The organism is Mesorhizobium sp. WSM3864 (genome assembly GCF_002294955.1).
GTDB lineage: Bacteria > Pseudomonadota > Alphaproteobacteria > Rhizobiales > Rhizobiaceae > Mesorhizobium.
Genome location: NZ_NSGD01000008.1, coordinates 206,855 through 230,331, shown reverse-complemented (window position 1 = coordinate 230,331; position 23,477 = coordinate 206,855). Strand labels below are relative to the sequence as shown.

Here is a 23,477-nt window from a genome sequence, read left to right as displayed (position 1 = left end):
GAGCCGGGCAGTCAAGCTGCAACGGCCGCCGCGGTGGCCGTAGGTCGCGAAAGGAAAGTGCCATGGTCGACCGCAAGGCGGATGCAGCGGACAAAACCTCGGTGGACGTGCTGGTGGCGGGCGCCGGCTATGTCGGCCTTGCCGCGGCCGTGTCGCTGAAGCAGGCGCGACCGAGCCTTGCCGTCGCCATTGTCGATGCGGCACCTGCCGGCGTCTGGCAGAAGGACGGCCGCGCCTCGGCGATCGCCGCCGCAGCCTGCCGCATGCTGGAGCAGCTCGGCGTCTGGGACGAGATCGCGCCCGAGGCGCAGGCGATCACCGAGATGATCATCACCGATTCGCGCGCCGCCGATCCGGTGCGGCCGGTGTTTTTGACCTTCGACGGCGAGGTGGCGCCCGGCGAACCCTTCGCCCATATGGTGGCCAACCGGGTTCTCAACGGCGCGCTGCGCCGGCGCGCCGAAAAACTCGGCATCGACATCATCGAAGGCATGGCCGTCAGCGCCTTCGACACGAACGGCGCCGGCATCACCGTGCATCTGGCCGACGGTGCCGCGCTTAAGGCCTGCCTGCTCGTCGCCGCTGACGGCGTCAATTCGAAGCTGCGCGACATGGCCGGCATCAGGACGGTAAAATGGGAATACGGCCAGTCCGGCATCGTCTGCACGGTCGCGCATGAGCGCCCGCACAATGGCCGCGCCGAGGAACATTTTTTGCCCGCCGGCCCCTTCGCCACCTTGCCGCTGAAGCCTGAGGAGGACGGCACCAATCGCTCCTCGATCGTCTGGGTTGAGCGCACGGAAGACGCGCAGAAGCTGGTCGAGGGCGACGAGTTCGTCTTCGAGCATGAGCTGGAGCAGCGCTTTGGGCTGAAGCTCGGCGAGATACGAGTCGCCGACAAGCCGCGCGCCTGGCCGCTCGGCCTGATTCTTGCGCGCGCCTTCGTCGCACCGCGCATCGCGCTCGCCGGCGATGCGGCGCACGGCATCCATCCGATCGCCGGTCAGGGCCTCAATCTCGGCTTCAAGGATGTCGCAGCACTTGCCGAAGTGGTGGTCGAGGCCGACCGGCTCGGCCAGGACATCGGCGCGCTCGACGTGCTCGAGCGCTACCAGCAATGGCGCCGCTTCGACACGCTGCAGATGGGCGTCACCACCGACGTGCTGAACCGCCTGTTTTCCAATGACATCGGCCCGCTGCGCGCCGTGCGCGACATCGGCCTCGGTCTCGTCGAGCGCATGCCGAAGCTCAAGGACTTCTTCATCCGCCAGGCGTCTGGCCTGTCAGGCGACACGCCGCGGCTATTGAAGGGCGAAGCGATCTAGCGCATCCACGAGCGGAGCGGGAGCGAAGCGGACGCGAAGACCCGAGGATCCATGCCGTGACCTTGGCCGAAGAATGCCGCCGAGCAGAATTCTGCACCGCTGCAACGCTTATAGGTAACGGAATGGATTCTATGGTCTGCGCTGCGTCGCTTCGCTCCTTGCTCCGCCATAGAATGACGATGCGAGAAGCGTTTCGGCCAATCACGAAGGTAGGCGATCCGGCCGCCACTGCTTCAGCTTAATTGACCTCAAAACCCAGCTTCTGCCGCAGCCTCACCATCCGCTGGTCGGCGATCCGCAGGCGTTGCTCGCCGCCCTGTGCCACCCGGTTCAGCATGCTGAGCAGATCGTCCCGTTCGTGCGGCTCGAGGCGCTCGCGCAGGAACGGCGCCAGCTTGTCGATGACGATCGTGGTGTCGTCGACCTGCGCGGCCGCCCATTTGGCGTAGACGACGGCCTCGTCGGTTTTCTTAGGGTTGTCGGCAATCTGCGCGATCACCTCACGGATGACGGCTTCGCGCTGCGGCAGGATCGGGCCATGTTCCGAAACGATCGCGGTGATCAGCGTCGCGGCGGCCACGACCGGATCGTCGATCGCCGTCAGCGGCGAAAGTGCCGCCTGTTTGCGCAGCTTCTTGCGGCGGATATTGCCCTGCACGCGGCCGATAACGTCGGCGACCTCGCTGGCCGCCTCGTTCATCGCCTTCAGCCGGTACCACCAGATGGCCGCCACGCCGAGCAGGCCAAGCATAGCGAGCAGAAAAGGCATGCCGAATTCCCCCGAAACCGCGGCAACGATAGAAGAAGTACAGCATCGCTTCAACTCGCGACAATTGCGGCGATGAACAAACCGCTAATAGCTCCGTGTCATGACCCCGGTATGTCGTAGACAGCCCTGACCTCGACGGTGCCGAGCTCGGCCAGCGGAATGCCGTCTGCGATCGCCATCGCCTCGTCAAGATCCGCGGCCTCGACCATGACGAAGCCGAGCAGCTGTTCTTTCGTCTCGGCGAACGGCCCGTCGGTAACCAGCCGCTTGCCCTTGCGACGCCTGAGCGACTTCGACATCTTCACCGGCTGCAGCGCCTGCGCGATGATCAGCTTGCCTTGTCGACCGAGTTCCCTGTCATAGGCGAGCGAGTCGGCGTCGAGCTTGGCGGATCGTTCCGGCGTGAGCGCGAAGAGGTCCTTTTCCTCGCCGTAGACCAGCAGGACATATTTCATTGTCAGTTCCCTTCCTGCGATGAACCATAGGAGGCGACCGCGATGCTGTCAGCCTTGCTTCTGGCCGCCGCATGATCGAGCAGGCATGCCGCAATCCCGATTATGGCCACGGCCGCCGCCAGCCGGCCGAGGCCGAAGGCCGGGGGATCCAGCCAGAACTCTTCCGGTCGCTGCACCCTTCGACCGGGGCGCCTCCAAAGTGCGAAAAACAGATTGTCCATCTTCAACCTCCTTCGGCCCCGAACTTCGTGGCCGCCCCAGGACGGTCCGGCCGCCGGGTAGTCGACATTTTTGCACGCGCTTTTTTTGAGAATTTTTTCGCGGGCGTCGACTTCACGGGCCCAATCGCGCCATGGTCTTCCGGCGCGCTCGCGCTATAGTTCAGGGGAACGCCGGCGCCCGCCGGCGCGAACCCCGACAAGCCAGGAGGACTTCATGGACCGCACCGCAAACGCCGTCTGGAAAGGCAATCTGAAAGAGGGCAAGGGCACGCTGGAAACGCAGAGCGGGACTCTGAAGGGCATACCCTATTCCTTCAAGGCGCGCTTCGAGGATGAGAGCGGCAAATCCGGCACCAATCCGGAAGAGCTGATCGCCGCCGCCCATGCCGGATGCTACGCCATGCAGCTGTCGCATTTCCTCGCCGAGAACGGCACCCCGGCCACCGCGCTCGACTCCAAGGCTGTTGTGACACTGGTGCCCGGCACCGGCATAACCGGCAGCGCCATCACCCTGGTCGGCAAGGTCTCGGGCATCGATGCGGCAAAGTTCCAGGAACTGGCCGAGAAGGCCAAGGCCGAGTGCCCGGTCTCAAAGGCGCTCGGCGCCATCAAGGTCTCGCTGGACGCCAGGCTGGGTTGATCGGCGTTCCATCTGCAGGGGTTGCGATCCTTCGCGCCCCCCCTCTGTCCTGCCGGGCATCTCCCCCACGAGGGGGAGATCGGATATCGCGCCGGCTTTCGCCAATCACCGACGCCGCGAGCAAGGCGCTGGGAACTGCCAATCTCCCCCCTCGTGGGGGAGATATCCGGCAGGACAGAGGGGGGCGCTGTCCCGCCATCATCTCACGCTAGCCGCCCAGCGCCTCGATTTTGGCACGCAACGCGCCGACCTCTTCCTCGAGCGCCCGCACCCGCGCTTCGAGATCGGACTCCGACGCCGCCGATTGCCAAGGCACCGCCGCCGTGATTTCCACCGGCCCGCTCAAAAGATGCACGTAGCGCTCCTCGCGCTGGCCCGGTGCGCGCTCGAGCAGTTGCACCAGCGGCGGACGGCGGCCGATCATCAGGTCGAGATTGTCGCGAAGCTCTTCGATCGACCCGAAGCGCGTCATGCGCTCGGAACGGGCGAGCAGTTCATGCGCCGTTTGCGCGCCGCGCAGAAGCAGCAGACCGACGATGGCGATCTGCGGCGTGGTCAGCGAAAAGCGCTGCGCCATCAGATGTTCGTAGCGCTCGACCCGCGAAGCAAAAGCCTGGCGCACCAGACCCTTCTGTTCGAGCGAGCTGAGCGCGCGCCTAACGTCGGTCAGCTCCAGCGCCATCACCGGCTCGCGCGCCGTCTTCTGGTTGGCCGCGGCATGCGCACCGTTCAGCGTCAGCGGATAGACGTCCGGCGTCAGCTCCTTCTTCTCGATCAGCGAGCCCAGCACGCGTGCTTCGACGGAAGAGAGGACGGGGAGATCGGTCATGGGTTTGGCTTTTCGATAAGGTCGGTTCTCCGGGTACCGATTTTGACAGAAATCGGATCGCCGCGACAAGGCAGAACCTTCGGAACGTCGGCGGGACAGCGCCCCCCTCTGTCCTGCCGGACATCTCCCCCACTTGGGGGGAGATCAGCAGCTTCGCCGACGGCGCTCATCCTTCAACGTTGGCGATTGGCGAAAGCCGCGATGACAGCCAATCTCCCCACCCGTGGGGGAGATGGCCGGCAGGCCAGAGGGGGGCGCGAAGAATCGCTGCGTACGAACTTGAGCCGCTAAACTCTAGACGCGCCGCTCCACCATCATCTTCTTGATCTCCGCGATCGCCTTCGCCGGATTGAGCCCCTTCGGACAGGTTTGCGCGCAGTTCATGATGGTGTGACAGCGATAGAGCCGGAACGGATCCTCGAGGTTGTCGAGCCGCTCGCCGGTCGCCTCATCGCGGGAATCGATCAGCCAGCGATAGGCCTGCAGCAGCGTTGCCGGGCCGAGATAGCGCTCGCCGTTCCACCAGTAGCTCGGGCACGAGGTCGAGCAGCAGGCGCACAGGATGCACTCATAGAGCCCATCGAGCTTCTCGCGGTCTTCATGGCTTTGCAGCCATTCCTTAGCGGGCGTCGGCGAGACCGTCTTCAGCCAGGGCTCGATCGAGGCATGCTGGGCATAGAAGTTGGTAAGGTCGGGCACGAGGTCCTTGATCACCGGCATATGCGGCAGCGGATAGATCTTCACCGCGCCGGAAATGTCTTCGGCGCCCTTGGTGCAGGCGAGCGTGTTCGAGCCGTCGATGTTCATGGCGCAGGACCCGCAAATGCCTTCGCGGCAGGAGCGGCGCAGCGTCAGCGTCGGGTCGATCTTGTTCTTGATCCACAGCAGCGCGTCGAGCACCATCGGGCCGCAATCGTCCATGTCGACGAAATAAGTGTCCATGCGCGGATTCTCGTTGTCGTCCGGCGACCAGCGGTAGATGCGGTATTCGCGCAGATTGGTGGCGCCCTCCGGCTTCGGCCAGGTCTTGCCCTGCTGGACTTTCGAATTCTTGGGTAGCGTGAGTTCGACCATTACCTGCGGTCCTTTCGGATGACGAGCTTCAGCCCGGACCAGATATCGTTGACGGCCGCGACCTTGACGTCGACAAGGTCGCGCTTGAGCGCCTCGGCGCGGATGACGTCCTCGGTGACGTCGGTCGGCACGTTCGAAGCCTTCTTCGGCCAGGAGACCCAGACCATGCCGTCGCGCTTGATCGCCATCTCGATGCCGGCCAGGCCGTCCTCGATCTCGGCGTGCTGCCGGGTGAACGCGTGCACCGCATCGTATTTTCGGTTGCCCGAGATCGCCGACCAGTTGGGCAGCCGATCGACCCCGGCAAACCCGACGGCTCCAGCCAACTCGTCGAGCTCGGGCGGCAGCGCGATGAAGGCGGCGACCATGCCGTCCTTCAGGCCGAGCTTGGCCGGAAGGGGCGTGCCGGAATATCCCGCGGCCGCCAATGCCATGTCAGTAGACCCTGGCCTTTGGCGCGATCTTGGCCAGGCTGATGCCGCCATCCTTTTCCGCCAGCAGCGGGTCGGTGTGCACCGGGCGGTAGGAAAGCGTCACCTTGCCGTCCTCGCTGATCTGGGCCAGCGTGTGCTTGCGCCAGTTGGCGTCGTCGCGCGCCGAGAAATCCTCTCGCGCGTGCGCGCCGCGGCTCTCCTTGCGCGCCTCGGCGCCGTAGACCGTGGCGATGGCATTGACCATCAGGTTTTCGAGCTCCAGCGTCTCGACCAGGTCCGAGTTCCAGATCATCGAGCGGTCGAAGACCTTGACGTCCTTGAGCTCGCTCCAGATTTGAGAAACGCGCTGGCAGCCATTTTCCAGCGATTCCTGCGTGCGGAACACCGCCGCGTCTTCCTGCATCGCCCGCTGCATCTTTTCGCGCAGCGCCGCGGTCGGGGTCGAGCCGCTAGCGTGGCGCAGCTTGTCGAAGCGGTCCATGATCTTGTCGACCGATTCCTGATTGGGCGACGCAATCGCCGACTTGCGATCGATCACCTGGCCGGCGCGGATTGCGGCCGCGCGGCCGAACACGACGAGATCGATCAGCGAGTTGGAGCCGAGCCGGTTGGCGCCATGCACGGAGGCGCAGCCGGCCTCGCCCACCGCCATCAGGCCGGGCGACACGCGGTCGGGGTTGTCGAAGCTCGGGTTGAGCGCCTCGCCCCAATAATTGGTCGGCACGCCGCCCATATTGTAGTGGACCGTCGGCAGCACCGGGATCGGCTCCTTGGTCAGGTCGACGCCGGCGAAGATCTTGGCCGATTCCGAGATGCCCGGCAGCCGCTCGTGCAGCACCGCCGGATCGAGATGGTCGAGATGCAGGAAGATGTGGTCCTTGTTCTTGCCGACGCCGCGGCCCTCGCGGATCTCCAGCGTCATGCAGCGCGAGACCACGTCGCGCGAGGCGAGGTCCTTGGCCGACGGCGCGTAGCGCTCCATGAAGCGCTCACCCTCGGAATTGACGAGATAGCCGCCCTCGCCGCGCGCGCCTTCGGTGATCAGGCAGCCGGCGCCGTAGATGCCGGTCGGGTGGAACTGCACGAACTCCATGTCCTGCAGCGGCAGCCCGGCCCGCGCGGCCATGCCGCCGCCGTCGCCGGTGCAGGTATGCGCCGAGGTGGCGGAGAAATAGGCGCGGCCATAGCCGCCGGTCGCCAGCACCACCATCTTTGCCGAGAAGCGGTGGATGGTGCCGTCGTCGAGATTCCACGCCACCACGCCGGTGCATGTGCCGTCCGGCTCCATGATCAGGTCGAGCGCGAAATACTCGATGAAGAACTGCGCGTTGTTCTTCAGCGACTGGCCGTAGAGCGTATGCAGGATGGCGTGCCCGGTGCGGTCGGCGGCGGCGCAGGTGCGCTGAACCGGCGGGCCGTCGCCATAATTCATCATGTGGCCGCCGAACGGCCGCTGATAGATCTTGCCCTCTTCGGTGCGCGAGAATGGCACGCCGTAATGCTCGAGCTCATAGACGGCGGCCGGCGCCTCGCGCACCATGTATTCCATGGCGTCGACGTCGCCCAGCCAGTCTGAGCCCTTGACCGTGTCGTACATGTGCCACTGCCAGGAATCTGGGCCCATGTTGGAGAGCGAGGCGGCGATGCCGCCTTGCGCCGCGACCGTGTGCGAGCGTGTCGGAAACACCTTGGTGATGCAGGCGGTGCGCAGCCCCTGCTCGGCCATGCCGAGCGTGGCGCGCAACCCGGCGCCGCCGGCGCCGACGATCACCACATCGAATTTGTGATCGACAAAGGTGTAGGCCGAAGCCGTGCTGGCTGTGTTTGCGCTGGCCAAGACGTCAGCCTCCGAATGCGAGTTTGAGCAGAGCGAAGAGTGAGGCGACGCCGACTGCTATTGAGAAGAATGTGTTGAGGGCGATCAGCGCCAGCTTCATGCCCTCGCCATGCACATAGTCCTCGATGATGACCTGCATGCCGATCCGCATGTGGTAGAGCGCGGAAATCAGCACCAACGACAGCACCAGCGCCACGAAGGGGTTCGCGAGCGACGCCCGCACTTCGGCATAGCCGTGGCCGTTGAGGGCGATCAGGAAGCCGACGAAGAACAGGATGAGCGGGATATTGGCCACCGCCGTCAACCGCTGGCGCCAGAAATGGCCGGTACCCTCACGCGCCGAACCAAGGCCGCGAACCCTCCCGAGCGGCGTGCGCATGTCCGAATTCTTTGCGGTCATCAGAGTGCCCCCCGCGCCATGTAGCCCGCGATCCAGATCAGCAGCGTCAGCACGATCGAGCCGGCGAGCGTTGCCCATGCGATCCTCGAGGCGGTGTGTTTTTCGAGCCCGGCGCCGGTGTCCCAGACGAGATGGCGCAACCCGCCCAGCATGTGGTGCATCAGCGCCCAGGTGTAGCCGAACAGGACCAGCCGGCCGAGCCAGGAGCCGAAGGCCCAGTTGACCCAGTCGAACGCAGCCTGCGAACTCGACGCAGCGATCAACCAGGCCGCCACCAGGAGCGTGCCGAAATAGAGCGCGCCGCCGGTGATGCGATGGATGATCGACATCGTCATCGTGATCGGGGGCCTGTAGATCGTCAGGTGCGGCGAAAGCGGCCGTTCACGTCTGGCAATTGCGCGGGTGGCTGGTGATTTGCTCATGGCTCCCCAGATCGGCGTTCCTGAGCCGCGAAGGATGCGGCTTTTGCCGCCACGACATAGGGCCTCGGATAGCGGGTTTCTAATGCGCTTTTTGCACCGCGTCAAAGCCGGAAAATCGTTTTGGAAACGTCATTTAGTCTGACAAAACGGGGAAATTCAGCTTCAATCGATTAGCGGCCGATCTGCAACCGGCACAACGTCGCTGCAGTGCAATAAGATCCGTCATCTTTTGCAGCTCTGCGGCGTCGACCCCTTCTTCATCACCAGCGCCTCGCGACCGTCGATCACGATTGCGTCATGCGTCGCCGCTTCCTGGTAGCGGCTGGTCTGGTTGGCGGGCGACGCTGGAAACACCTCGGCCGAGCCATCCGGCCCGAGCACACGCAGCGAAGAGCCGAGATTTTGGATGGTGATCATGCCGCCATTGCCGCATCTGTAGGTGGCCGTTCCGACGCCGGCTCGCGGCGTGGTCAAGTCGGTGGTGATTTTGGTTGCGGGTGGCGAAGTTGTTGCCAATGCCTTGGGCGTTGCGGCAGCTCCAGCCCCGGGAGCGACGGGTTGGCTGGTTGGAACGGGCGAGACTGTTGGCGATAAAGTATTCGCCGCCTTCGGCACGCCGTCCTGCGGCACGCAGGCCGTAGCCGCAAGAAGCAGCGGAACAACGAGCGACACCCAAATCGCGCGGCCAAACATCATGTGCTGCCCCTTTCGTGCGCGGCACGCTAGCCACGCAATGCGCCAAAGATCAAGCTCGCCTGGGTCAGCTGGGCCGGGGCGGGGCGATGGACGGAGTGGAGCCAAGGCGCCGAAATTAACCATGTTCATTAAGTTCCCCTCCTGAAGCCTGTCTGCCCCTTAACAAAGGTTAAGAAAGGGTTAATTTCCGATTCGCACGACGTTTGCAGGGCGATCCCGAGGGTCGCACCGTCCAAGGGAGAGCGACATGCGTTCGAATTCAGTGCGGGCAGGCCTGGCGGTCGCGACGCTGGCTGGACTTGCCACCGCCATTGCTGTGCCGGCCGAAGCCGGCCTGCGCCATCATGACCGCGTCTATGCCGATTCCTTCGGCAATCTCGTCATCGACAGCGCCGCCGGCTATAAGCGCATCATCGTCGGCGAGGGCCGGCACGCCAAGCAGCTCTCGAACTTCACCGGCGCCGGCCAGCCCGACGTCATCTACGATTCCGACGCAGCCGGTGCCCCGGGCTGCTACCAGCCGCCGGTCTTCATCAAGGGCCGTTCCTATATGTACGGCCTCTCCGACGGCGAGATGCCCAACCTCAGCCCCTGCCGCTGACCGCCGCCGGGAACTGCCGGCGCGCGGTCCCGAGCGAGACGCGCACGCAGTCGCGGCCGGCATTCTTGGCCGCGTAAAGCGCTTCATCGGCGCGCCGCAGCAGATCTGAAAAATCCTCAGCCACGGCACTCGGCGACGCCGAAGCTCGCGCTGCAGCGATGCTCGGCGGGCAGGCCCTCGATCGGCAGCCCGCCAAACGCGCTGCGCGCGCCTTCCGCGAACAATCGCGCGGCAGTGAGGTTGGTACCGGGCAGGATGATGGCGAATTCCTCGCCGCCGATGCGGCCGGCGACGTGATGCTCGGCCGCCGCCTCGCGCAGCAAGCCTGCGAACGTCTCGATGACACGATCGCCGCAGGCATGGCCGTAGCTGTCGTTGATCCTCTTGAAGTGGTCGAGGTCGGCGATGACCAGCGCCACCGGTACGCCCCGGCGCACCGCATCGCGCAACGCCAGCTCGGCATGGCGTTCGAAACCGCCGCGGTTGAGGAGCCGCGACAGCGTGTCCGTCTCCGATTTCGACATCGCCTCGGCCAGCACGTCGCGCACCAGGATAGCGAGCGCGAGCAGCGCCAGCGCCAGACCGAACACGGTGCCAAGCGACTGCGACACCAGCGCATAACCCGTCTGCACATAGGATTGCGGATTGACGCCCCAGCCGCCCAACGCGCCGGCGATGAAAGGCTTTGATGCGAACTGCAGGGCGCTTGCCGCGAGCACGAGCATCAGGAGGTGATCGAGCCGCTCGAGCCGCTGCCTGGAGGACAGCACGATGCCAAGCGCGGTGCACTGCATGGCCGCATAAGGAAGCTGATAGGCCAACATGCGGGTGAGCGAGTATCGCGGCAGGTCCTGCACCAGATAGACGGCGGCCGAGGCCACGGCCAGGAAGACCAGCATCGGCGCCCAGGGCGGCGTCACGCCATATTTGTGGGCAACCCCGCCGTTGAAGGCGATGGTCGCGCCGAGGAAGACAGCGAAGGCCATGACAACCGGCAGCCGGGCATCGGCAAAAGCGGGGATACTGAACTCGATGGCGAAATAGGCCATGCCGAGCAAATAGCCGAAAGCCAGCCAGCGCGCCGACACACGCCCGACGTCGTGGACGGCGATCGCCACGAAGGCCGCGGCCAACAGCCCGGCGACGACGAGATTGATCATCAGGATGAAATCAGCGCTGCCCATGTTCCCTTCGAAGCCCCCCGGGCAGAAAACCATCGACGGGCGAAAAACACGTTAACGCCGCATGCCTTCGGGCGGGGATGCTGGCTGTTGTCAGGTGCTCTGGAGTCTCCGATTTCAGCCGACGCTCACCGCTTCGGGCACGAAGGCGGTTTCGGGGCGCTCGTAGGAAAGGCGGACGCTGTCACGGCCATTCCTCTTGGCCTTGTAGAGCGCCTCGTCGGCGCGCCGCATCAGCGGCGCCAGACCTTCCGCGCCGCTGCGGGCCGCAACGCCGAAGCTCGCTGTCACCCTGGTGCCGGGCGGCAGGCCGTCGACGGCTCCGGCCGAATAGAAAGTGCGGATCGCTTCGGCGAAAAGGCGCGCCGCGGCGAGATCACTGAGCGGCAGAAGCACGGCGAACTCCTCGCCGCCGATGCGCCCCGCTGCGCCGCGCGCACCGGTGGCAAAGCGCAGCTTGGCAGCGAAATCGGCAATCACTCGGTCGCCCGCCTCATGTCCGTGCTGGTCATTGAGCGCCTTGAAGTGATCGAGGTCGGCAAGCACCAACGCGACGGGAAACCCGGCCTTGGCGCATTGATCGAGCAGAAGTGCTGCCCGGTCCTCGAAGCCGCGCCGGTTGAGAAGGCCGGACAACGGGTCGGTGTGCGTCTCGGCCTTCAGTGCCTTCAGCACATCGAGGGCGGCCGCCGTGAACAGGCAGAGCGCGATCAAAAGCGACAGAAGCGCGTGCGAGAGCAGCGCCGTCGTCCAGTAGGACGAGCCGTAGAAGCCGTCATAGCTTGGGAACGGTCCATGCGCGATGACGACGATCAGGGTACGGGCGGTGAAGTTCAGCGCGGAAAGCAGGGCCAGCGCGAACAGGATTTTCTCAGGGCCATTGTTGCGCACTGTCCTGAGCTCGACGGCGACGAGCAGGCTCAGGCCGCCGAAGCCGAAATTCATGCTGAGCACGCGCCAGGTAAGATCCGGCTCGACGAACATGAACCATGCGAAGGCGGCGAGCCCGCCGCCGGCCATGAGCCCGATGCCGAAATAGGGCACGCGCCGGCCGTAGCGGGCGATGATCGCGCCGGAAAGGCAGCAGGCGGCTATCGTGAAACATATGTTGGAGATCAGCTTGGTCGCCACGATGCCGAGCGGCAGCGTGAAATATTGCAGCAGGAAACCCGACGCCGACAGGCAGTAGCTCGCCGCCAGCACCGCCAGATACGGACGATGGCGCTGATAGAACCACAGCACGAGGAACGCAGCGCCGAGCGCCAGCGCTATCGTCGGATTGAGCAGCGCTATGAGCAGACCGGTGTCCAACGGACCGTGACTTCCCCAAGTTACCCAGGGGGAGATGCTAGTCCGGAAGCACAAACAAGCGGTTAAGCGACGGCACGGAACAGCTCCGGGAGGCCGGCGTTCTCAACACAAAACAGGAGAACGCCTATGGCCGGTACAATCACCCTGACCGAGCACGATGCGATCCGTTCCTGGGCGGCGGCGCGCGCCGGATTTCCGGCCATTGTCGACATTTCGCCCGAGGCCGGCACGCAACCCATGCTGCGCCTGGTTTTTGGCCAGAACGCCTATGAGGACGACGACCGCCCGGAGCGGCCTCCCAACGCCGGCGGCTACGAGCTGGTCGAATGGGACGAGTGGTTCAAGATTTTCGACGAGCAGCAACTGGCGCTGATCGTCGCTGCCGACGAGCCTGGCCGACGTGAGGAGTTCCACGAGATTATCCGGCTCGGCGACCGCTGAGCGACAAAAGGCCCGGAACGCGGTGCGCTCCGGGCCTTTGATCGCCTCCGCGGCAGGCCGTTACTTCCAGTCGCGGATATCGACGAAATGGCCGGCGATTGCCGCCGCCGCCGCCATGGCCGGCGAGACCAGATGGGTGCGGCCCTTAAAACCCTGCCGGCCCTCGAAATTGCGGTTCGAGGTCGAGGCGCAGCGCTCATGCGGCTTCAGCCGGTCGTCGTTCATCGCCAGGCACATCGAGCAACCGGGCTCGCGCCAGTCGAAGCCCGCGGCGACGAAGATCTTGTCGAGCCCTTCGGCTTCGGCCTGCTCCTTCACCAGGCCGGAGCCCGGCACGATCATGGCGTTCACGCGCGGATTGACCTTCTTGCCCTCGACCACCTTGGCGGCGGCGCGCAGGTCCTCGATGCGGCCATTGGTGCAGGACCCGATGAAGACGCGGTCGAGCGTGATGTCGGTGATCTTGGTTCCGGGCGTCAGCCCCATATAGTCGAGCGCGCGCAGCTTCGAGGAACGCTTGTTCTCGTCGGCGATGTCGGCCGGATTCGGCACGAAACCCTGCACCGAGACGACATCCTCGGGCGAGGAGCCCCAGGAGACGATCGGCGGCAGTTTTTGCGCATCGAGCACGACCACCTTGTCGAAATGCGCACCTTCGTCGGAATGCAGCGTCTTCCAGTAGGCAAGCGCGGCGTCCCAGGCGGCGCCCTTCGGCGCGCGCGGCTTGTCCTTCACATAGGCGAAGGTGGTCTCGTCCGGCGCGATCAAGCCGGCGCGCGCACCGCCTTCGATCGACATGTTGCAGATCGTCATGCGGCCTTCCATCGACAGCGAGCGGATCGCCTCTCCGGCATATTCGATGACGTAGCCGGTGCCGCCGGCGGTGCCGATCTCGCCGATGATGGCGAGGATGATGTCCTTGGCGGTGACGCCTTCCGGAAGCTGGCCGTCAACGCGCACCAGCATGTTCTTGGCCTTGCGCTGGATCAAAGTTTGCGTCGCCAGCACATGCTCGACTTCCGAAGTGCCGATGCCGTGCGCCAGCGCGCCGAACGCACCGTGCGTGGAGGTGTGGCTGTCGCCGCAGACAATGGTCATGCCGGGCAGCGTGAAGCCTTGCTCCGGCCCGATGATGTGGACGATGCCCTGGCGGACGTCGTTCTCCGAATAATATTCGATGCCGAAATCCTTGGCATTCTTGGCCAGCGCCTCGACCTGGATGCGGCTTTCCTCGTTCTTGATGCCGAACTTGCGCTCGGGCGAGGTCGGCACGTTGTGGTCGACCACGGCGAGCGTCTTCTCAGGATGGCGAACGTCTCGGCCGCTCATGCGCAGGCCTTCGAAGGCCTGCGGGCTGGTGACCTCGTGGACGAGGTGGCGGTCGATATAGAGCAGGCAGGTTCCGTCGTCCTGGCGGTCGACGACATGGTCGTCGAAGATCTTGTCGTAGAGGGTGCGCGGTGCGCTCATGTGCGTAAATCCGTCGATATGAGAATGGCAAAAGCTGGCGCCGGGGCTTCTGACCGGCGAAGCGATCGGATAAGTCGCCTCAGCTAAGTCGGCTGGTGAGCGCGCCGCAGACGCGCGCGGCAAATCGCGACGGCAGGCGCTTCCTGTCCTGCAGCACGAAACCCTTATAGGCCGGATCGCCGAAAAGCTCTTCCATGGCGCTGCTCATATCAACGTTTTGGCTTTTCGGCAATTGCGGTAGCTTTGCCTTCTCCCCTTGTGGGAGAAGGGGAAGCCGCGCTCACAGCACCTCGAACACAAAAGTCTTCACCAGCGCGCCCGGGTCGCCGATCGCATAGCAGCGGAACCACGGGCTTTCCTCGGCCAGCCGCCATTTCCTTGCCTGCCTGAGTGCGTCGAACACCGCCTGGAAGCCGCCGCTCTCAAAAACCTGGTCGCGCACGGTGAAGATGGCGTGGCCGCCGCTCTTCGTGATGCGCACCAGCTCATGCAGGCCCTCGGCCGGCGCGTGGCCGATGGTGAAGACGCCGGTCGAGAAGAAGGCGCGGAAATGACTGTCGGGCCAGGGCAGCGGACCGCCGAGCATCGCCTTCTTCAGCTCGCTGTATGCATTGCGGCTGCCTGCGATCTTCAGCATGTCGTCGGAAAGGTCGAGGCCGGCGATGTCGCCATAGCCCAGCGCTTTCAATGACGGCCCGGACAGGCCGGTGCCGCAGCCGGCGTCGAGCAGCGGGCCTTCGCCCGCCGGCACATGCCGCGCCACCCAGGCGGTGATGAGGAAGGGCAGCAGATAGCCGAGCGAGGCGGTCTCGCCGTCATAGGTCGCCGCCCATTCGGCATAGGCCTTGGCGAGCGCCTCCGGCGTCTCGGCTGAATAGACGGAGTCCAGCGCCATATTGGCCTTGTCGAAATTCATGGGTCAGTTCCTGGACGTTACCAACCCAGCAAGCGTAGCGCGCTCTTGGCCCGGGGGCTATTGCTCATGCTGCCGTCGCAGCCGTTTCTCGAGCGCCCGCAGCGCCAGCGACAGGCCGACCGTCAAGATCAGATAGATATAGGCGACGATCGAATAGGTCTCGAAGAAGCGGAACGAGCCGGCGGCATAGACCTTGCCGATCTGCGTGATGTCTGCAACGCCCAGCACCGAGACCAGCGAGGAGTCCTTGACCATGGCGACGAAGTCGTTGCCGAGCGGCGGCAGGATGGTGCGGATCGCCTGCGGAAAGACAATCAGCCGGAAGCGCTGCACGCGCGTCAGCCCGAGCGCCTTGGCCGCCTCGATCTGACCCTTCTCGACCGAAAGGATGCCGGCCCGGAACACTTCCGAGATGAAGGCCGAATAGCCGATGGTCAGAGCCATGATGGCGCGCCACAGAAGCGAGATGTCGCGCACCAGGAGCTCGCCGATCCAGCCGGCGCTCTGCAGCGGTGCCGTCAGCGCGTTCCACGCCGCGACGAATGCCGGCGCCCCGGCAAAAGCGATCCAGAACAGCAGCACCAGGATCGGCACGCCGCGGATGATCTCGACGTAGAAGCGCGCGATCTGGCGCAGCCATTGCGACCCCGACAAGGCCATCAGCGCGATGCCGAGTCCAAGCGCCGAGGCCAGCGCGAAGCCGACCACGGTGACGAAGACGGTGATGCCGATGCCCTTGGCGACGGTGGCGAAGACCTCGGCATAAAGGTCGCTGGCGGCGATGGCCAGCGCCGCGGCGAGCGCCAGAACGGCCGCTGCGGCCAGCCACCAGGGGAATTCGGATTTGGCGGTGGACGTCGTGGCGGTCATCAGGATGTGCCGCCAGCATCGTTTCGAAGGCCGCGTTCCGGTACAGCCCCCTCTGCGCTGCCGGGCATCTCCCCCGCAGGAGGGAAGATCAGCAGCTTTGTCGCCGGCGCTCTTCTTGCAACGTCGGCAATTTGCGAAAGCGAAGGCGACAGCCAATCTCCCCCCTTGCGGGGGAGATGTCCGGTAGGACAGAGGGGGGTGGGAAGGAATGAGACTTTCGCGGTTTTCCGCCCGCCGCCGTCGCCGATCATTCGCAGCAAAGGAGCCTACTGCCCCATCTTGTAGTCGAGGAACCACTTCTTGTTCAGCGCATCGAGCGTGCCATCGGCCTTGAGCGCGGCGATCGCGGCGTTGACCGGCTTCACCAGGTCCGAGCCCTTGGGGAAGATGAAGCCGAAATCCTCGCTGCCGAGCGGCCCGCCGATCAGCTTCAGCTTGCCCTCGGAGGCGTCGACATAGCCCTTGCCGGCGGTGCCGTCGGTCAGCACCACGTCGACATCGCCGGACTTCAGCGCCTGCACGCTGGCGCCGAAGGTCTCGAACAATTTTATGCGCGGGTTCTGCTCATTGCCGTCGAGCACGCTGTAGACGGCGGTGTAGAAGGGCGTCGTGCCGGCCTGCGCGCCGATCAGCCCGTCCTTGAAGGCGGCAAAGCTCTTGGCGTCGGCGAAGCGGCTCTCGTCGCCGCGCACCAGCATGAACTGCTCCGAGCGCATGTAAGGGTCCGAGAAGTCGACCTTCGCCTTGCGTTCGTCCTTGATGGTGATGCCGGTCATGCCGATATTGTACTGGTTGTCGGAAACGGCCTGGATCATCGCGTCCCAGGAGGTGTTCTGGTACTCAACCTTGAAATTCAGCCGCTTGGCGATCTCATCCATCGCGTCATATTCCCAGCCGATCTGCTTGCCGGTCTTCTTGTCGATGAACTGCAGCGGCGGGTAAGCGTTTTCGGTCACCACCACGACCTTTCTGGCGCCGAGATCGGGCAGCGTGTCGGCGAGCGCCGCAGCGGGCGCGAGAAGGCAGGCCAATAGGCCGGCCAGCAGCAGTTTCGACTTGATCATGACGAACTCCCGAACGTGACTGGCGGCGCTACGCTCGCCCCAAGAGAAAAACCGGCGCCGACTTTAGCTTTCCGCAAGCGCCTTGCAAGCCGATCCGCTGCACCGATGAGCGCCAAAGCGGATTCCCATGCTCTGATCGGCACGCTTCCCGAACCCAGCCTGCGACGGACCATCCGCGGAATCCGCAACCGCTTCGCGCAACCCGGCGACCAGCCGGGTCAGCGTGCCATGCAGGGCTTTCAGCTCGGCGCGTTCCGGCGGCATGCTGCAGGCAAGCGCCGCTTGCACATCCAAACGAAAAAGGCGGCCGAAGCCGCCTTTCCAAACAATCTGCGGAAGCGCCTTATTCGGCCGACGCAGACTCCGCAGCCTTCTTCTCGGCGGCGTCCTGCGCGGCTTTCTCAGCAGCCAGCGCCTCGGCGGCGGCGACCTTCTCGGCCTCGATGCGGGCGCGTTCGGCGTTCAGCGCATCACGCTCTTCATCGTTCAGCTTGCGGGCGCGCACGCCGGTGTTTTCCGAAATGCGGGCCGACTTGCCGCGACGGTCGCGCAGGTAATAGAGCTTGGCGCGGCGCACCTTGCCACGGCGCACGATCTCGACGCCTTCGACCATCGGCGAGTAGACCGGGAACACGCGCTCGACGCCTTCGCCGTAGGAAATCTTGCGGACGGTGAAATTCTCCTGGAAGCCGGAGCCGGAACGGGCGATGACGACGCCCTCATAGGCCTGGACGCGGGTGCGGCTGCCTTCGGTGACGCGCACCTGGACGCGCACGGTGTCGCCAGGCTGGAATTCGGGCAGCTTGCGCTTGGCTTCGATCTTGGCGGCCTGCTCGGCCTCGAGCTGACGGATGAGATCCATCTCAAATATCCACTTCTTGTTCTTCCGACAGCCAGAGCGTCCTCGACTTGCCTTGCAGTTCCAATGACCGCTCGGCTATGTCCTTTGCCCAGACATTCAAATCGGGGGCATCGGACAGGGACGGCTACACCGCCATTTGTTGACGGGTCCGGAAGATCGTTCTTCCGGTTCGGGCGGCGACATACAGCTATTTCGGCGCTTTGTCACGCCTTTGACGCCTAATTTTTGAAAACTTGGGCCCATCATATTGCCGCCGTGCCGGGTTGCGCGCGCCATGCAAGCTTTCTAAGTCGGAGAAAGCTATTTCCCAGGCCTCCCTCGATGACATTCTTCGATGCCGTCCTGCTCCTCTTCGCGGGCTTTGTCTCGGGCGCGGTGAACGCCGTCGCCGGCGGCGGCACTTTCGTCACCTTCGGTGCCATGACGCTGGTCGGCCTGCCGCCGATCGTTGCCAACGCAACGTCCTCGGTGACACAGTTTCCGGGCTACATCACCTCGACGCTCGCCTATCTCGACGACATCAGGCATTTCTGGCGCCAGGCGCTTGTGCTCTGCGTGATATCAGGCTTTGGCGCGCTGGCCGGTTCGCTCATTCTGCTGGCGCTCTCCAACACGTCCTTCCGAGCGCTTGTGCCCTGGCTGCTGATCGCCGCGACCGCCCTGTTCGCGGCCGGTCCGTGGCTGAAGCCGGCGGCCGGACCGGACCACGAGGCCTCGGTCGGCTCGCTCGCGGGGTCGCTGGCGCAGTTCCTGACTTCGGTCTATGGCGGCTTCTTCGGCGCCGGCATGGGCGTGATGATGCTTGCCACCCTCGGCCTGACGCAGGCCGGCGACTACCACAAGCTCAATGCGTTGAAGAACATGCTGGCGGTGGTCATCGCGGCTATCGCCATCCTGGTTTTCGTTTCGGGCGGCGTCGTCGCCTGGCCGCAGGCGATCGTCATGATCCCCGGCGGGGCGCTGGGCGGCTATGCCGGGGTGTGGATCGCCAGGCGCGTGCCGCAAGGTGTCGTGCGCGGCTTCGTCGTCGCCGTCGGCCTGTTTCTGGCCTTTTATTACTTCACCAAGGGCTGAGCACCGGCCAGCAGATCGGGCCGGCGCTCCCGCGTCAGCTTCTCAGCCTCGGCGCGACGCCACGCGGCGATCTTCTTATGATTGCCGGAGGTCAGCACTTCGGGGATTTGCCTGCCCTCGAACTCCTGCGGCCGCGTGTAATGCGGATGCTCGAGCAGGCCGTTCTCAAAGCTTTCTTCCTCGCCCGAGACGGCGTTGCCCATCACCCCCGGCAGCAGCCGCACCACCGCATCGAGCAGCACCAGCGCGGCCGGCTCGCCGCCCGACAGGATGAAATCGCCGATCGAGACTTCCTCCAGACCGCGCGCCTCGATCAGCCGCTGGTCGACGCCCTCAAACCGGCCGCACAGGATGACGGCACCCGGCCCGGCGGCGAGCTCGCGCACCCGGGCCTGCGTCAGCGGTTTTCCACGCGGGCTCATCAGCAACCTTGGACGTTCATCGCCCTGCGGCGAAACGTGGTCGATCACCCTGGCCAGCACGTCGGCGCGCATCACCATGCCGGCGCCGCCGCCGGCCGGCGTATCGTCGACGGTGCGATGCCGGTCAGTGGCGAAATCGCGGATCTGGATCGCTTCCAGCGACCAGGTGCCGGCTTCCAGCGCCCGGCCGGCGAGCGAAAGCCCAAGCGCACCCGGAAACATCTCCGGATAGAGCGTCAGCACCGAGGCGGCAAAGCTCACCGGTTGCCCCCGGCGTCCTTCGGTCCGCGCGGCCGGCCCTTCGGGTCGAAACCGGGCCGCCCGGCGGCTTCGCTATCCTCGTCCTCGACCAGCCCCGCCGCCAGGGGATCGACCTGAACGAAGCCGTCGGCGATCGACACATGCGGCACCGCGGCTTGCGTGAACGGGATCAGCACGCCCTTGCGGCCCGCGAGCGTGACGTCGAGTATGTCGCCGCCGCCGAAATCATGCACGGCGACGACCCTGCCGATGACGCCGGTATCGTCCCTCACCTCAAGGCCGATGAGGTCGGCATGGTAGAACTCGTCCTCCTCGCCGTCGTCCGGCAGCACCGAACGGTCGACGAACAGCTCCGTGCCGGCAAGCGCCTCGGCCGTGTTGCGGTCGCTGACGCCCTTGAAGCGCACCACCACGACCGTGCCGGCCGGCCGGATGTCGAGGATCTGGAAGGCTCGGCCATCCTTGGCATGCAGCGGCCCGTAGTCGGCCAGCGCCAGCGGATCGCCGGTGAAGGTTTTCACCCGCAACTCGCCCTTGATGCCGTGCGCGGCGCCGATCACGGCCATCTGTACAGGGTTCTCGAGCTTCGACATCGGCATCACTTCCTTTGCCCTGCTCTAACCCTCTGAAGCCGCCATTTCAATGATCGGCTCTTCACCGCTTCCTAACCTGACTGCCCGAAAATGCCGGCATGCAGGAATTCCTCATCCCGGCAAAACCCGACCTCCAGGCGGCGCGCGAGAGCTGGCTCAAGATGCTGGCGCGCGAGCGCCGGCTGTCGCCCGAAACGGTCGAAGCCTATGAGCGCGACACGCGCCAGTTCCTGCATTTTCTGACCGGGCATTGCGGCGGCCCGCCCGGCATCTCCGATATCGCGGACCTGCGGCCGGCCGACCTGCGCGGCTTCCTCGCCGCGCGCCGCCATGGCGGCGCCGGCGCCCGCACGCTCGGCCGCGGCCTGGCCGGCATCCGTTCGCTGCTGCGCTTTCTCGAAAAGCGCGGCTTCGTCAACGCGGCGGGCGCGGCCGCCCTGCGCGCGCCGCGCCAGCCGAAATCGCTACCGAAACCGCTGACGGCGAGCGATGCCAAGCAGGTCGTGACTGTCGAGGGCCAACTGGCGGAGGAACCCTGGATCGCCGCCCGCAACGCCGCCGTGCTGACGCTGCTCTACGGCTCCGGCCTGCGCATCTCGGAAGCGCTGGGCTTGGCCGGGGCCAATCTCGCCACCGAGGCTGACACGGTCCTGCGCATCACCGGCAAGGGCGGCAAAACAAGGCTGGTGCCGGTGCTGCCGGTGGCGCTCAGGGCGGTCGCCGAATACCGGCGGCTGTGTCCCTTCCACATCGATCCGAAAGAGCTGCTGTTCCGCGGCGCTCGCGGCGGCCCGCTCAATCCGGCCATCGTCCAGCGCGAGATGGCGAAGCTGCGCTCGGCCCTCAACCTGCCGGAAACCGCGACGCCGCATGCCTTGCGCCATTCCTTCGCCACGCATCTGCTCGGACGTGGCGGCGACCTGCGCACCATCCAGGAACTGCTCGGCCATGCCAGCCTGTCGACCACCCAGGTCTATACCGGCGTCGATACGGCAAGGCTGCTCGACATCTACGACCGGGCGCATCCAAGGGCGTGAAGCGTTTGGCGAAGCCGCCCGCCTTCCTCGTGCCAAGACGGAACAACGAGCGGAGCGTATCCTGAAATGGTGGCTGCAGGTCGAAATCGGCGGCTGTCGAACAGGTGCAGGTGGCCTGACCCAACCTTGACATTCTTCGAAAGGCGGCCGCCCGTTTCCCGGCGGCCGCCTCTCGAATACCCTAGGTCAGCGCATCACGTAGACAATGCGCCGCGTGCCCGGATCGACCAGCGCCGGCTGGTTGTTCACATAGACATAGCGGTAGTTGTAATCTGGGATCTCGCGCAGCTCGACCGTATCGGGCAGCACCGCGCCGGTCACCACTTCGCCCTCGAGATAGACCGGATCGACCCGGTGCGTGGTGACATAGGTGCCGACCTCGGCCGGCGGCCTGGCGATCGGCTCGATGGCATTGTCGCCGGAAACGATGGCGCCGGTGTAGGTGTCAGTGGTGTAGATATCATCGGTCGGCGGAGCCACGACGGCAATGCCGGCGTCGGCCGGCCGGCGCGTCACGACAACACGGCTGCCGCCGAATTCGGCAGTCACATAGTCGGAATAGACCCAACCTTTGCCGCCGGCTTCGGCGATGGTGCACCATTTGCTGCCTTCGATGCAGCCTCTGAGCGTCGCCGACTGGCCGGCAGCCAGCACGCCGATAACGGGATATTGCGGGCCGGGGCCGGCGCGGACATTCAGATCCGTCACTGCCGAGACGGGCGTGTCGGCAAGCGCCGCGCCCGACATGGCAAGCAGCGCACCGGCAAGTGCCGGAAACAATAGACTTTTCATGATTTCTCTCCGTTCTCAACGCTCCCTCGGGCTCGAAAACGAACCAGAACCTTATGCGTTCCGGCTAAAGTGCCGTCGCCTGCTCACGAATTGTTCCATTTGTTTTGGGCAAGTCGGTCAAAAGCTGGTGAACGAAGGCCAGTTTTTGCGCCGTCACCTCCGAAATGACGAAGGGATAAAGGTCGGGCAGACCCATGCAGCGGTTGATCGAATTGGAGGCCTCCGACAGCACCAGCCAGCGGGCGAGGATCCTTTCGAACGGTTCCGGCGCCGGATCGGGTTCGGCGGGCTCCCGCAGCGGATCTCCCCCTGTATCGCTAGGCGGCAGGTCGTTGGCTTCCACTGTCTCCAGCCGGCCGAGCGGAAAATTCAGCGCATGCACCATCTCCAGCGTGTCGGTGATGTGCAGGTGGTGCGCCCAGGTCTCGGCCCAGTCTTCCCAGGGGTGGGACGCCGCATAGGCCGAGATGTGGCGCTGCTCCCAGTCCGGCGGCGCGCCGTTGGCGTAGTGGGCCTTCAGCGCTTGCTCGTAGTCGACCCGCTCGTCGCCGAACAGAGCGCGAAAGCCCGAAAGTCGCTCGGGATCGTCGCGGATCAGCCGATCCCAGTAATAGTGGCCGAGCTCGTGGCGGAAGTGGCCGAGCAAGGTGCGGTAGTTCTCGCCCATCTCGACGCGCCGCCGCTCGCGCTCGGCGGAATCGGCCTCGGCGACGTTGAGGGTAATCCTGCCGTTGTCGTGGCCGGTCAGGATGCGCTCGCCGCCTGGTCCGCCGCCGATCGGATCGGCGAGGAAGTCGAAAGCGAGCCCGGCCTCGTCCTGCGGTCCGGCCTTGGGCGCGACCGGCAGGCCGAAGGCGAGCAGCGAATAGACGGCGCGTTTCTTGGCCGCCTCGACGCGGATCCAGCGCCGGCGGTTGCCGTCCACCGAAAGGTCGGGGATCAATTGGTTGAGCGCGCAAGCGCGGCAGAAAATCCTGCCCGGCTCGGCCCGCCAGTTGCAGGCGCACTCGTCGGCATTTCCGCATGGAACGGCGTCGCCGCCGGAAAGCACGAAACACGCCCGCCCCGGATCGTAAAGCACCAGGCTTGAACAGTTCAGGCATTGCGCGTTCTCGAAATAGAGACGGTGGCCGCAATGAGGGCAGTCGAACAGCTTCATCGGTCATCGAACCGCGGGAAAAGGTCACCGGAGTTGGGCATCGCCCAAACGCCCGTCGCCGGCCCTCGTTCCGTTTCTATTTCGTCGCGAGCAGGGCGACGCCCCGCCTGGCCACGCTTTCGCCTGACAATGTCGCGCCGCAACAAAGCCTGGGTGAGCGGTCCGGCGACATGCTCGCCGGCGCAGAAGATCTTCTCCGCTACCGCCTGCATCAGTGTGGCGCGCGCTTCGGAACGGCCGGGATGGGCAGCCGCATAGGCGAGCCTGCGCCAATGATCACAATATCGACGTCTTCCCTCAAGACACGCCACAATAAATCCT

26 protein-coding genes and 1 pseudogene are annotated in these 23,477 nt (G+C 65.1%); 6 read left to right on the top strand and 21 right to left on the bottom strand.

What is annotated here, in order from left to right; translation table 11 throughout:
- Positions 1 to 62: 62 nt before the first annotated feature.
- A complete protein-coding gene (locus tag CK215_RS18910) occupies positions 63 to 1,325 on the top strand; it encodes a ubiquinone biosynthesis hydroxylase (protein ID WP_095831803.1) in 1,263 nt (420 codons plus the stop codon).
- A gap of 238 nt (positions 1,326 to 1,563) precedes the next feature.
- Here the strand turns inward: CK215_RS18910 and CK215_RS18905 are convergent, their stop codons facing one another.
- From CK215_RS18905 to CK215_RS18895, 3 genes are all read right to left on the bottom strand, one after another.
- Complete coding sequence (locus CK215_RS18905) at positions 1,564 to 2,094, bottom strand: hypothetical protein (RefSeq protein WP_067322954.1); 531 nt, start codon at positions 2,092 to 2,094, stop codon at positions 1,564 to 1,566.
- A 98-nt stretch (positions 2,095 to 2,192) separates the two neighbouring features.
- A complete protein-coding gene (locus CK215_RS18900) occupies positions 2,193 to 2,549 on the bottom strand; it encodes a YciI family protein (protein ID WP_095831802.1) in 357 nt (118 codons plus the stop codon).
- A gap of 2 nt (positions 2,550 to 2,551) precedes the next feature.
- Complete coding sequence (locus CK215_RS18895; RefSeq protein WP_095831801.1) at positions 2,552 to 2,770, bottom strand: hypothetical protein; 219 nt, start codon at positions 2,768 to 2,770, stop codon at positions 2,552 to 2,554.
- 214 nt (positions 2,771 to 2,984) lie between these two features.
- On the opposite strand from CK215_RS18895, the gene CK215_RS18890 reads away from it, so the two are divergent.
- Positions 2,985 to 3,410, top strand: coding sequence for an OsmC family protein (locus CK215_RS18890; RefSeq protein WP_095831800.1), 426 nt, complete (start codon positions 2,985 to 2,987; stop codon positions 3,408 to 3,410).
- 208 nt (positions 3,411 to 3,618) lie between these two features.
- Here the strand turns inward: CK215_RS18890 and CK215_RS18885 are convergent, their stop codons facing one another.
- The 7 genes from CK215_RS18885 to CK215_RS18850 form a co-directional block, all read right to left on the bottom strand.
- Positions 3,619 to 4,239 carry a DUF480 domain-containing protein gene (locus CK215_RS18885; protein WP_095831799.1) on the bottom strand — a complete coding sequence of 207 codons (621 nt, stop codon included), beginning with the start codon at positions 4,237 to 4,239 and terminating at the stop codon, positions 3,619 to 3,621.
- Between the two features lie 294 nt (positions 4,240 to 4,533).
- Positions 4,534 to 5,313, bottom strand: coding sequence for a succinate dehydrogenase iron-sulfur subunit (locus CK215_RS18875; protein ID WP_095831798.1), 780 nt, complete (start codon positions 5,311 to 5,313; stop codon positions 4,534 to 4,536).
- Positions 5,313 to 5,747 (bottom strand): DUF3052 family protein, encoded by a 435-nt coding sequence (locus CK215_RS18870; RefSeq protein WP_095831797.1) that lies wholly within the window; start codon positions 5,745 to 5,747, stop codon positions 5,313 to 5,315. The genes CK215_RS18875 and CK215_RS18870 overlap by 1 nt, the downstream gene beginning before the upstream one ends.
- A gap of 1 nt (position 5,748) precedes the next feature.
- Positions 5,749 to 7,584: a succinate dehydrogenase flavoprotein subunit gene (sdhA, locus tag CK215_RS18865; protein WP_095831796.1), complete on the bottom strand. Its 1,836-nt coding sequence runs from the start codon at positions 7,582 to 7,584 to the stop codon at positions 5,749 to 5,751.
- 4 nt (positions 7,585 to 7,588) lie between these two features.
- On the bottom strand, positions 7,589 to 7,984 hold the full coding sequence (sdhD, locus tag CK215_RS18860) for a succinate dehydrogenase, hydrophobic membrane anchor protein (RefSeq protein ID WP_095799641.1): 396 nt from the start codon (positions 7,982 to 7,984) through the stop codon (positions 7,589 to 7,591).
- The gene (sdhC, locus tag CK215_RS18855; RefSeq protein WP_067322933.1) at positions 7,984 to 8,406 is read right to left on the bottom strand and encodes a succinate dehydrogenase, cytochrome b556 subunit; all 423 of its coding nucleotides are present in this window, start codon (positions 8,404 to 8,406) and stop codon (positions 7,984 to 7,986) included. The genes sdhD and sdhC overlap by 1 nt, the downstream gene beginning before the upstream one ends.
- Before the next feature lie 222 nt (positions 8,407 to 8,628).
- Positions 8,629 to 9,102 (bottom strand): hypothetical protein, encoded by a 474-nt coding sequence (locus CK215_RS18850; protein ID WP_095831795.1) that lies wholly within the window; start codon positions 9,100 to 9,102, stop codon positions 8,629 to 8,631.
- A gap of 247 nt (positions 9,103 to 9,349) precedes the next feature.
- Here CK215_RS18850 and CK215_RS18845 point away from each other — a divergent pair, with 247 nt between their 5' ends.
- Entirely contained in the window at positions 9,350 to 9,703 is a 354-nt protein-coding gene (locus CK215_RS18845) for a hypothetical protein (protein WP_095779929.1), read from the top strand.
- Here CK215_RS18845 and CK215_RS18840 read toward each other — a convergent pair.
- A pseudogene (locus CK215_RS18840) lies at positions 9,687 to 10,887 on the bottom strand (GGDEF domain-containing protein). The gene CK215_RS18845 and the pseudogene CK215_RS18840 sit on opposite strands and share 17 nt — an antisense overlap.
- Before the next feature lie 114 nt (positions 10,888 to 11,001).
- The gene (locus CK215_RS18835; protein ID WP_095831794.1) at positions 11,002 to 12,195 is read right to left on the bottom strand and encodes a GGDEF domain-containing protein; all 1,194 of its coding nucleotides are present in this window, start codon (positions 12,193 to 12,195) and stop codon (positions 11,002 to 11,004) included.
- Positions 12,196 to 12,321: 126 nt separating this feature from the next.
- On the opposite strand from CK215_RS18835, the gene CK215_RS18830 reads away from it, so the two are divergent.
- On the top strand, positions 12,322 to 12,636 hold the full coding sequence (locus CK215_RS18830; RefSeq protein ID WP_066991843.1) for a hypothetical protein: 315 nt from the start codon (positions 12,322 to 12,324) through the stop codon (positions 12,634 to 12,636).
- A gap of 60 nt (positions 12,637 to 12,696) precedes the next feature.
- On the opposite strand, the gene leuC is transcribed toward CK215_RS18830, so the two are convergent.
- The 5 genes from leuC to rplS form a co-directional block, all read right to left on the bottom strand.
- Positions 12,697 to 14,106 (bottom strand): 3-isopropylmalate dehydratase large subunit, encoded by a 1,410-nt coding sequence (leuC, locus tag CK215_RS18825; RefSeq protein WP_066991840.1) that lies wholly within the window; start codon positions 14,104 to 14,106, stop codon positions 12,697 to 12,699.
- A gap of 280 nt (positions 14,107 to 14,386) precedes the next feature.
- Positions 14,387 to 15,022: a class I SAM-dependent methyltransferase gene (locus CK215_RS18815; RefSeq protein WP_095831793.1), complete on the bottom strand. Its 636-nt coding sequence runs from the start codon at positions 15,020 to 15,022 to the stop codon at positions 14,387 to 14,389.
- 57 nt (positions 15,023 to 15,079) lie between these two features.
- The gene (locus CK215_RS18810; protein ID WP_095799636.1) at positions 15,080 to 15,892 is read right to left on the bottom strand and encodes an amino acid ABC transporter permease; all 813 of its coding nucleotides are present in this window, start codon (positions 15,890 to 15,892) and stop codon (positions 15,080 to 15,082) included.
- A gap of 266 nt (positions 15,893 to 16,158) precedes the next feature.
- A complete protein-coding gene (locus CK215_RS18800; RefSeq protein WP_095831792.1) occupies positions 16,159 to 16,956 on the bottom strand; it encodes a transporter substrate-binding domain-containing protein in 798 nt (265 codons plus the stop codon).
- A gap of 343 nt (positions 16,957 to 17,299) precedes the next feature.
- Positions 17,300 to 17,818 (bottom strand): 50S ribosomal protein L19, encoded by a 519-nt coding sequence (gene rplS, locus CK215_RS18790; RefSeq protein WP_040974610.1) that lies wholly within the window; start codon positions 17,816 to 17,818, stop codon positions 17,300 to 17,302.
- A 321-nt stretch (positions 17,819 to 18,139) separates the two neighbouring features.
- On the opposite strand from rplS, the gene CK215_RS18785 reads away from it, so the two are divergent.
- Positions 18,140 to 18,892, top strand: a complete 753-nt coding sequence (locus CK215_RS18785; RefSeq protein ID WP_067323718.1) for a sulfite exporter TauE/SafE family protein — start codon at positions 18,140 to 18,142, stop codon at positions 18,890 to 18,892.
- On the opposite strand, the gene trmD is transcribed toward CK215_RS18785, so the two are convergent.
- Together trmD and rimM are read right to left on the bottom strand one after the other, a co-directional pair.
- Entirely contained in the window at positions 18,874 to 19,575 is a 702-nt protein-coding gene (gene trmD, locus CK215_RS18780; RefSeq protein WP_095831791.1) for a tRNA (guanosine(37)-N1)-methyltransferase TrmD, read from the bottom strand. The genes CK215_RS18785 and trmD overlap by 19 nt on opposite strands.
- Positions 19,572 to 20,168: a ribosome maturation factor RimM gene (gene rimM / locus CK215_RS18775; RefSeq protein ID WP_095831822.1), complete on the bottom strand. Its 597-nt coding sequence runs from the start codon at positions 20,166 to 20,168 to the stop codon at positions 19,572 to 19,574. The genes trmD and rimM overlap by 4 nt, the downstream gene beginning before the upstream one ends.
- Positions 20,169 to 20,266: 98 nt before the next feature.
- Here rimM and CK215_RS18770 point away from each other — a divergent pair, with 98 nt between their 5' ends.
- On the top strand, positions 20,267 to 21,205 hold the full coding sequence (locus CK215_RS18770) for a tyrosine recombinase XerC (RefSeq protein WP_095831790.1): 939 nt from the start codon (positions 20,267 to 20,269) through the stop codon (positions 21,203 to 21,205).
- A 186-nt stretch (positions 21,206 to 21,391) separates the two neighbouring features.
- Here the strand turns inward: CK215_RS18770 and CK215_RS18765 are convergent, their stop codons facing one another.
- Together CK215_RS18765 and CK215_RS18760 are read right to left on the bottom strand one after the other, a co-directional pair.
- Positions 21,392 to 21,997 (bottom strand): DUF1236 domain-containing protein, encoded by a 606-nt coding sequence (locus CK215_RS18765; RefSeq protein WP_095831789.1) that lies wholly within the window; start codon positions 21,995 to 21,997, stop codon positions 21,392 to 21,394.
- Between the two features lie 64 nt (positions 21,998 to 22,061).
- Positions 22,062 to 23,156, bottom strand: coding sequence for a putative zinc-binding metallopeptidase (locus CK215_RS18760; protein WP_095831788.1), 1,095 nt, complete (start codon positions 23,154 to 23,156; stop codon positions 22,062 to 22,064).
- Between the last annotated feature and the right edge of the window lie 321 nt (positions 23,157 to 23,477).

Excerpts from the sequence above, each read along its gene's own strand:
- CK215_RS18905 (WP_067322954.1), bottom strand. The coding sequence starts at position 2,094 with ATGCCTTTTCTGCTCGCTATGCTTGGCCTGCTCGGCGTGGCGGCCATC.
- CK215_RS18890 (WP_095831800.1), top strand. The coding sequence starts at position 2,985 with ATGGACCGCACCGCAAACGCCGTCTGGAAAGGCAATCTGAAAGAGGGC.
- sdhC (WP_067322933.1), bottom strand. The coding sequence starts at position 8,406 with ATGAGCAAATCACCAGCCACCCGCGCAATTGCCAGACGTGAACGGCCG.
- CK215_RS18870 (WP_095831797.1), bottom strand. The coding sequence starts at position 5,747 with ATGGCATTGGCGGCCGCGGGATATTCCGGCACGCCCCTTCCGGCCAAG.
- rplS (WP_040974610.1), bottom strand. The coding sequence starts at position 17,818 with ATGGATCTCATCCGTCAGCTCGAGGCCGAGCAGGCCGCCAAGATCGAA.
- CK215_RS18895 (WP_095831801.1), bottom strand. The coding sequence starts at position 2,770 with ATGGACAATCTGTTTTTCGCACTTTGGAGGCGCCCCGGTCGAAGGGTG.
- rimM (WP_095831822.1), bottom strand. The coding sequence starts at position 20,168 with ATGTCGAAGCTCGAGAACCCTGTACAGATGGCCGTGATCGGCGCCGCG.
- CK215_RS18885 (WP_095831799.1), bottom strand. The coding sequence starts at position 4,239 with ATGACCGATCTCCCCGTCCTCTCTTCCGTCGAAGCACGCGTGCTGGGC.
- leuC (WP_066991840.1), bottom strand. The coding sequence starts at position 14,106 with ATGAGCGCACCGCGCACCCTCTACGACAAGATCTTCGACGACCATGTC.
- CK215_RS18765 (WP_095831789.1), bottom strand. The coding sequence starts at position 21,997 with ATGAAAAGTCTATTGTTTCCGGCACTTGCCGGTGCGCTGCTTGCCATG.
- CK215_RS18875 (WP_095831798.1), bottom strand. The coding sequence starts at position 5,313 with ATGGTCGAACTCACGCTACCCAAGAATTCGAAAGTCCAGCAGGGCAAG.
- CK215_RS18815 (WP_095831793.1), bottom strand. The coding sequence starts at position 15,022 with ATGAATTTCGACAAGGCCAATATGGCGCTGGACTCCGTCTATTCAGCC.
- CK215_RS18785 (WP_067323718.1), top strand. The coding sequence starts at position 18,140 with ATGACATTCTTCGATGCCGTCCTGCTCCTCTTCGCGGGCTTTGTCTCG.
- CK215_RS18760 (WP_095831788.1), bottom strand. The coding sequence starts at position 23,156 with ATGAAGCTGTTCGACTGCCCTCATTGCGGCCACCGTCTCTATTTCGAG.
- CK215_RS18770 (WP_095831790.1), top strand. The coding sequence starts at position 20,267 with ATGCAGGAATTCCTCATCCCGGCAAAACCCGACCTCCAGGCGGCGCGC.
- CK215_RS18900 (WP_095831802.1), bottom strand. The coding sequence starts at position 2,549 with ATGAAATATGTCCTGCTGGTCTACGGCGAGGAAAAGGACCTCTTCGCG.
- CK215_RS18800 (WP_095831792.1), bottom strand. The coding sequence starts at position 16,956 with ATGATCAAGTCGAAACTGCTGCTGGCCGGCCTATTGGCCTGCCTTCTC.
- sdhD (WP_095799641.1), bottom strand. The coding sequence starts at position 7,984 with ATGACCGCAAAGAATTCGGACATGCGCACGCCGCTCGGGAGGGTTCGC.
- CK215_RS18830 (WP_066991843.1), top strand. The coding sequence starts at position 12,322 with ATGGCCGGTACAATCACCCTGACCGAGCACGATGCGATCCGTTCCTGG.
- CK215_RS18845 (WP_095779929.1), top strand. The coding sequence starts at position 9,350 with ATGCGTTCGAATTCAGTGCGGGCAGGCCTGGCGGTCGCGACGCTGGCT.
- CK215_RS18810 (WP_095799636.1), bottom strand. The coding sequence starts at position 15,892 with ATGACCGCCACGACGTCCACCGCCAAATCCGAATTCCCCTGGTGGCTG.
- CK215_RS18910 (WP_095831803.1), top strand. The coding sequence starts at position 63 with ATGGTCGACCGCAAGGCGGATGCAGCGGACAAAACCTCGGTGGACGTG.
- CK215_RS18850 (WP_095831795.1), bottom strand. The coding sequence starts at position 9,102 with ATGATGTTTGGCCGCGCGATTTGGGTGTCGCTCGTTGTTCCGCTGCTT.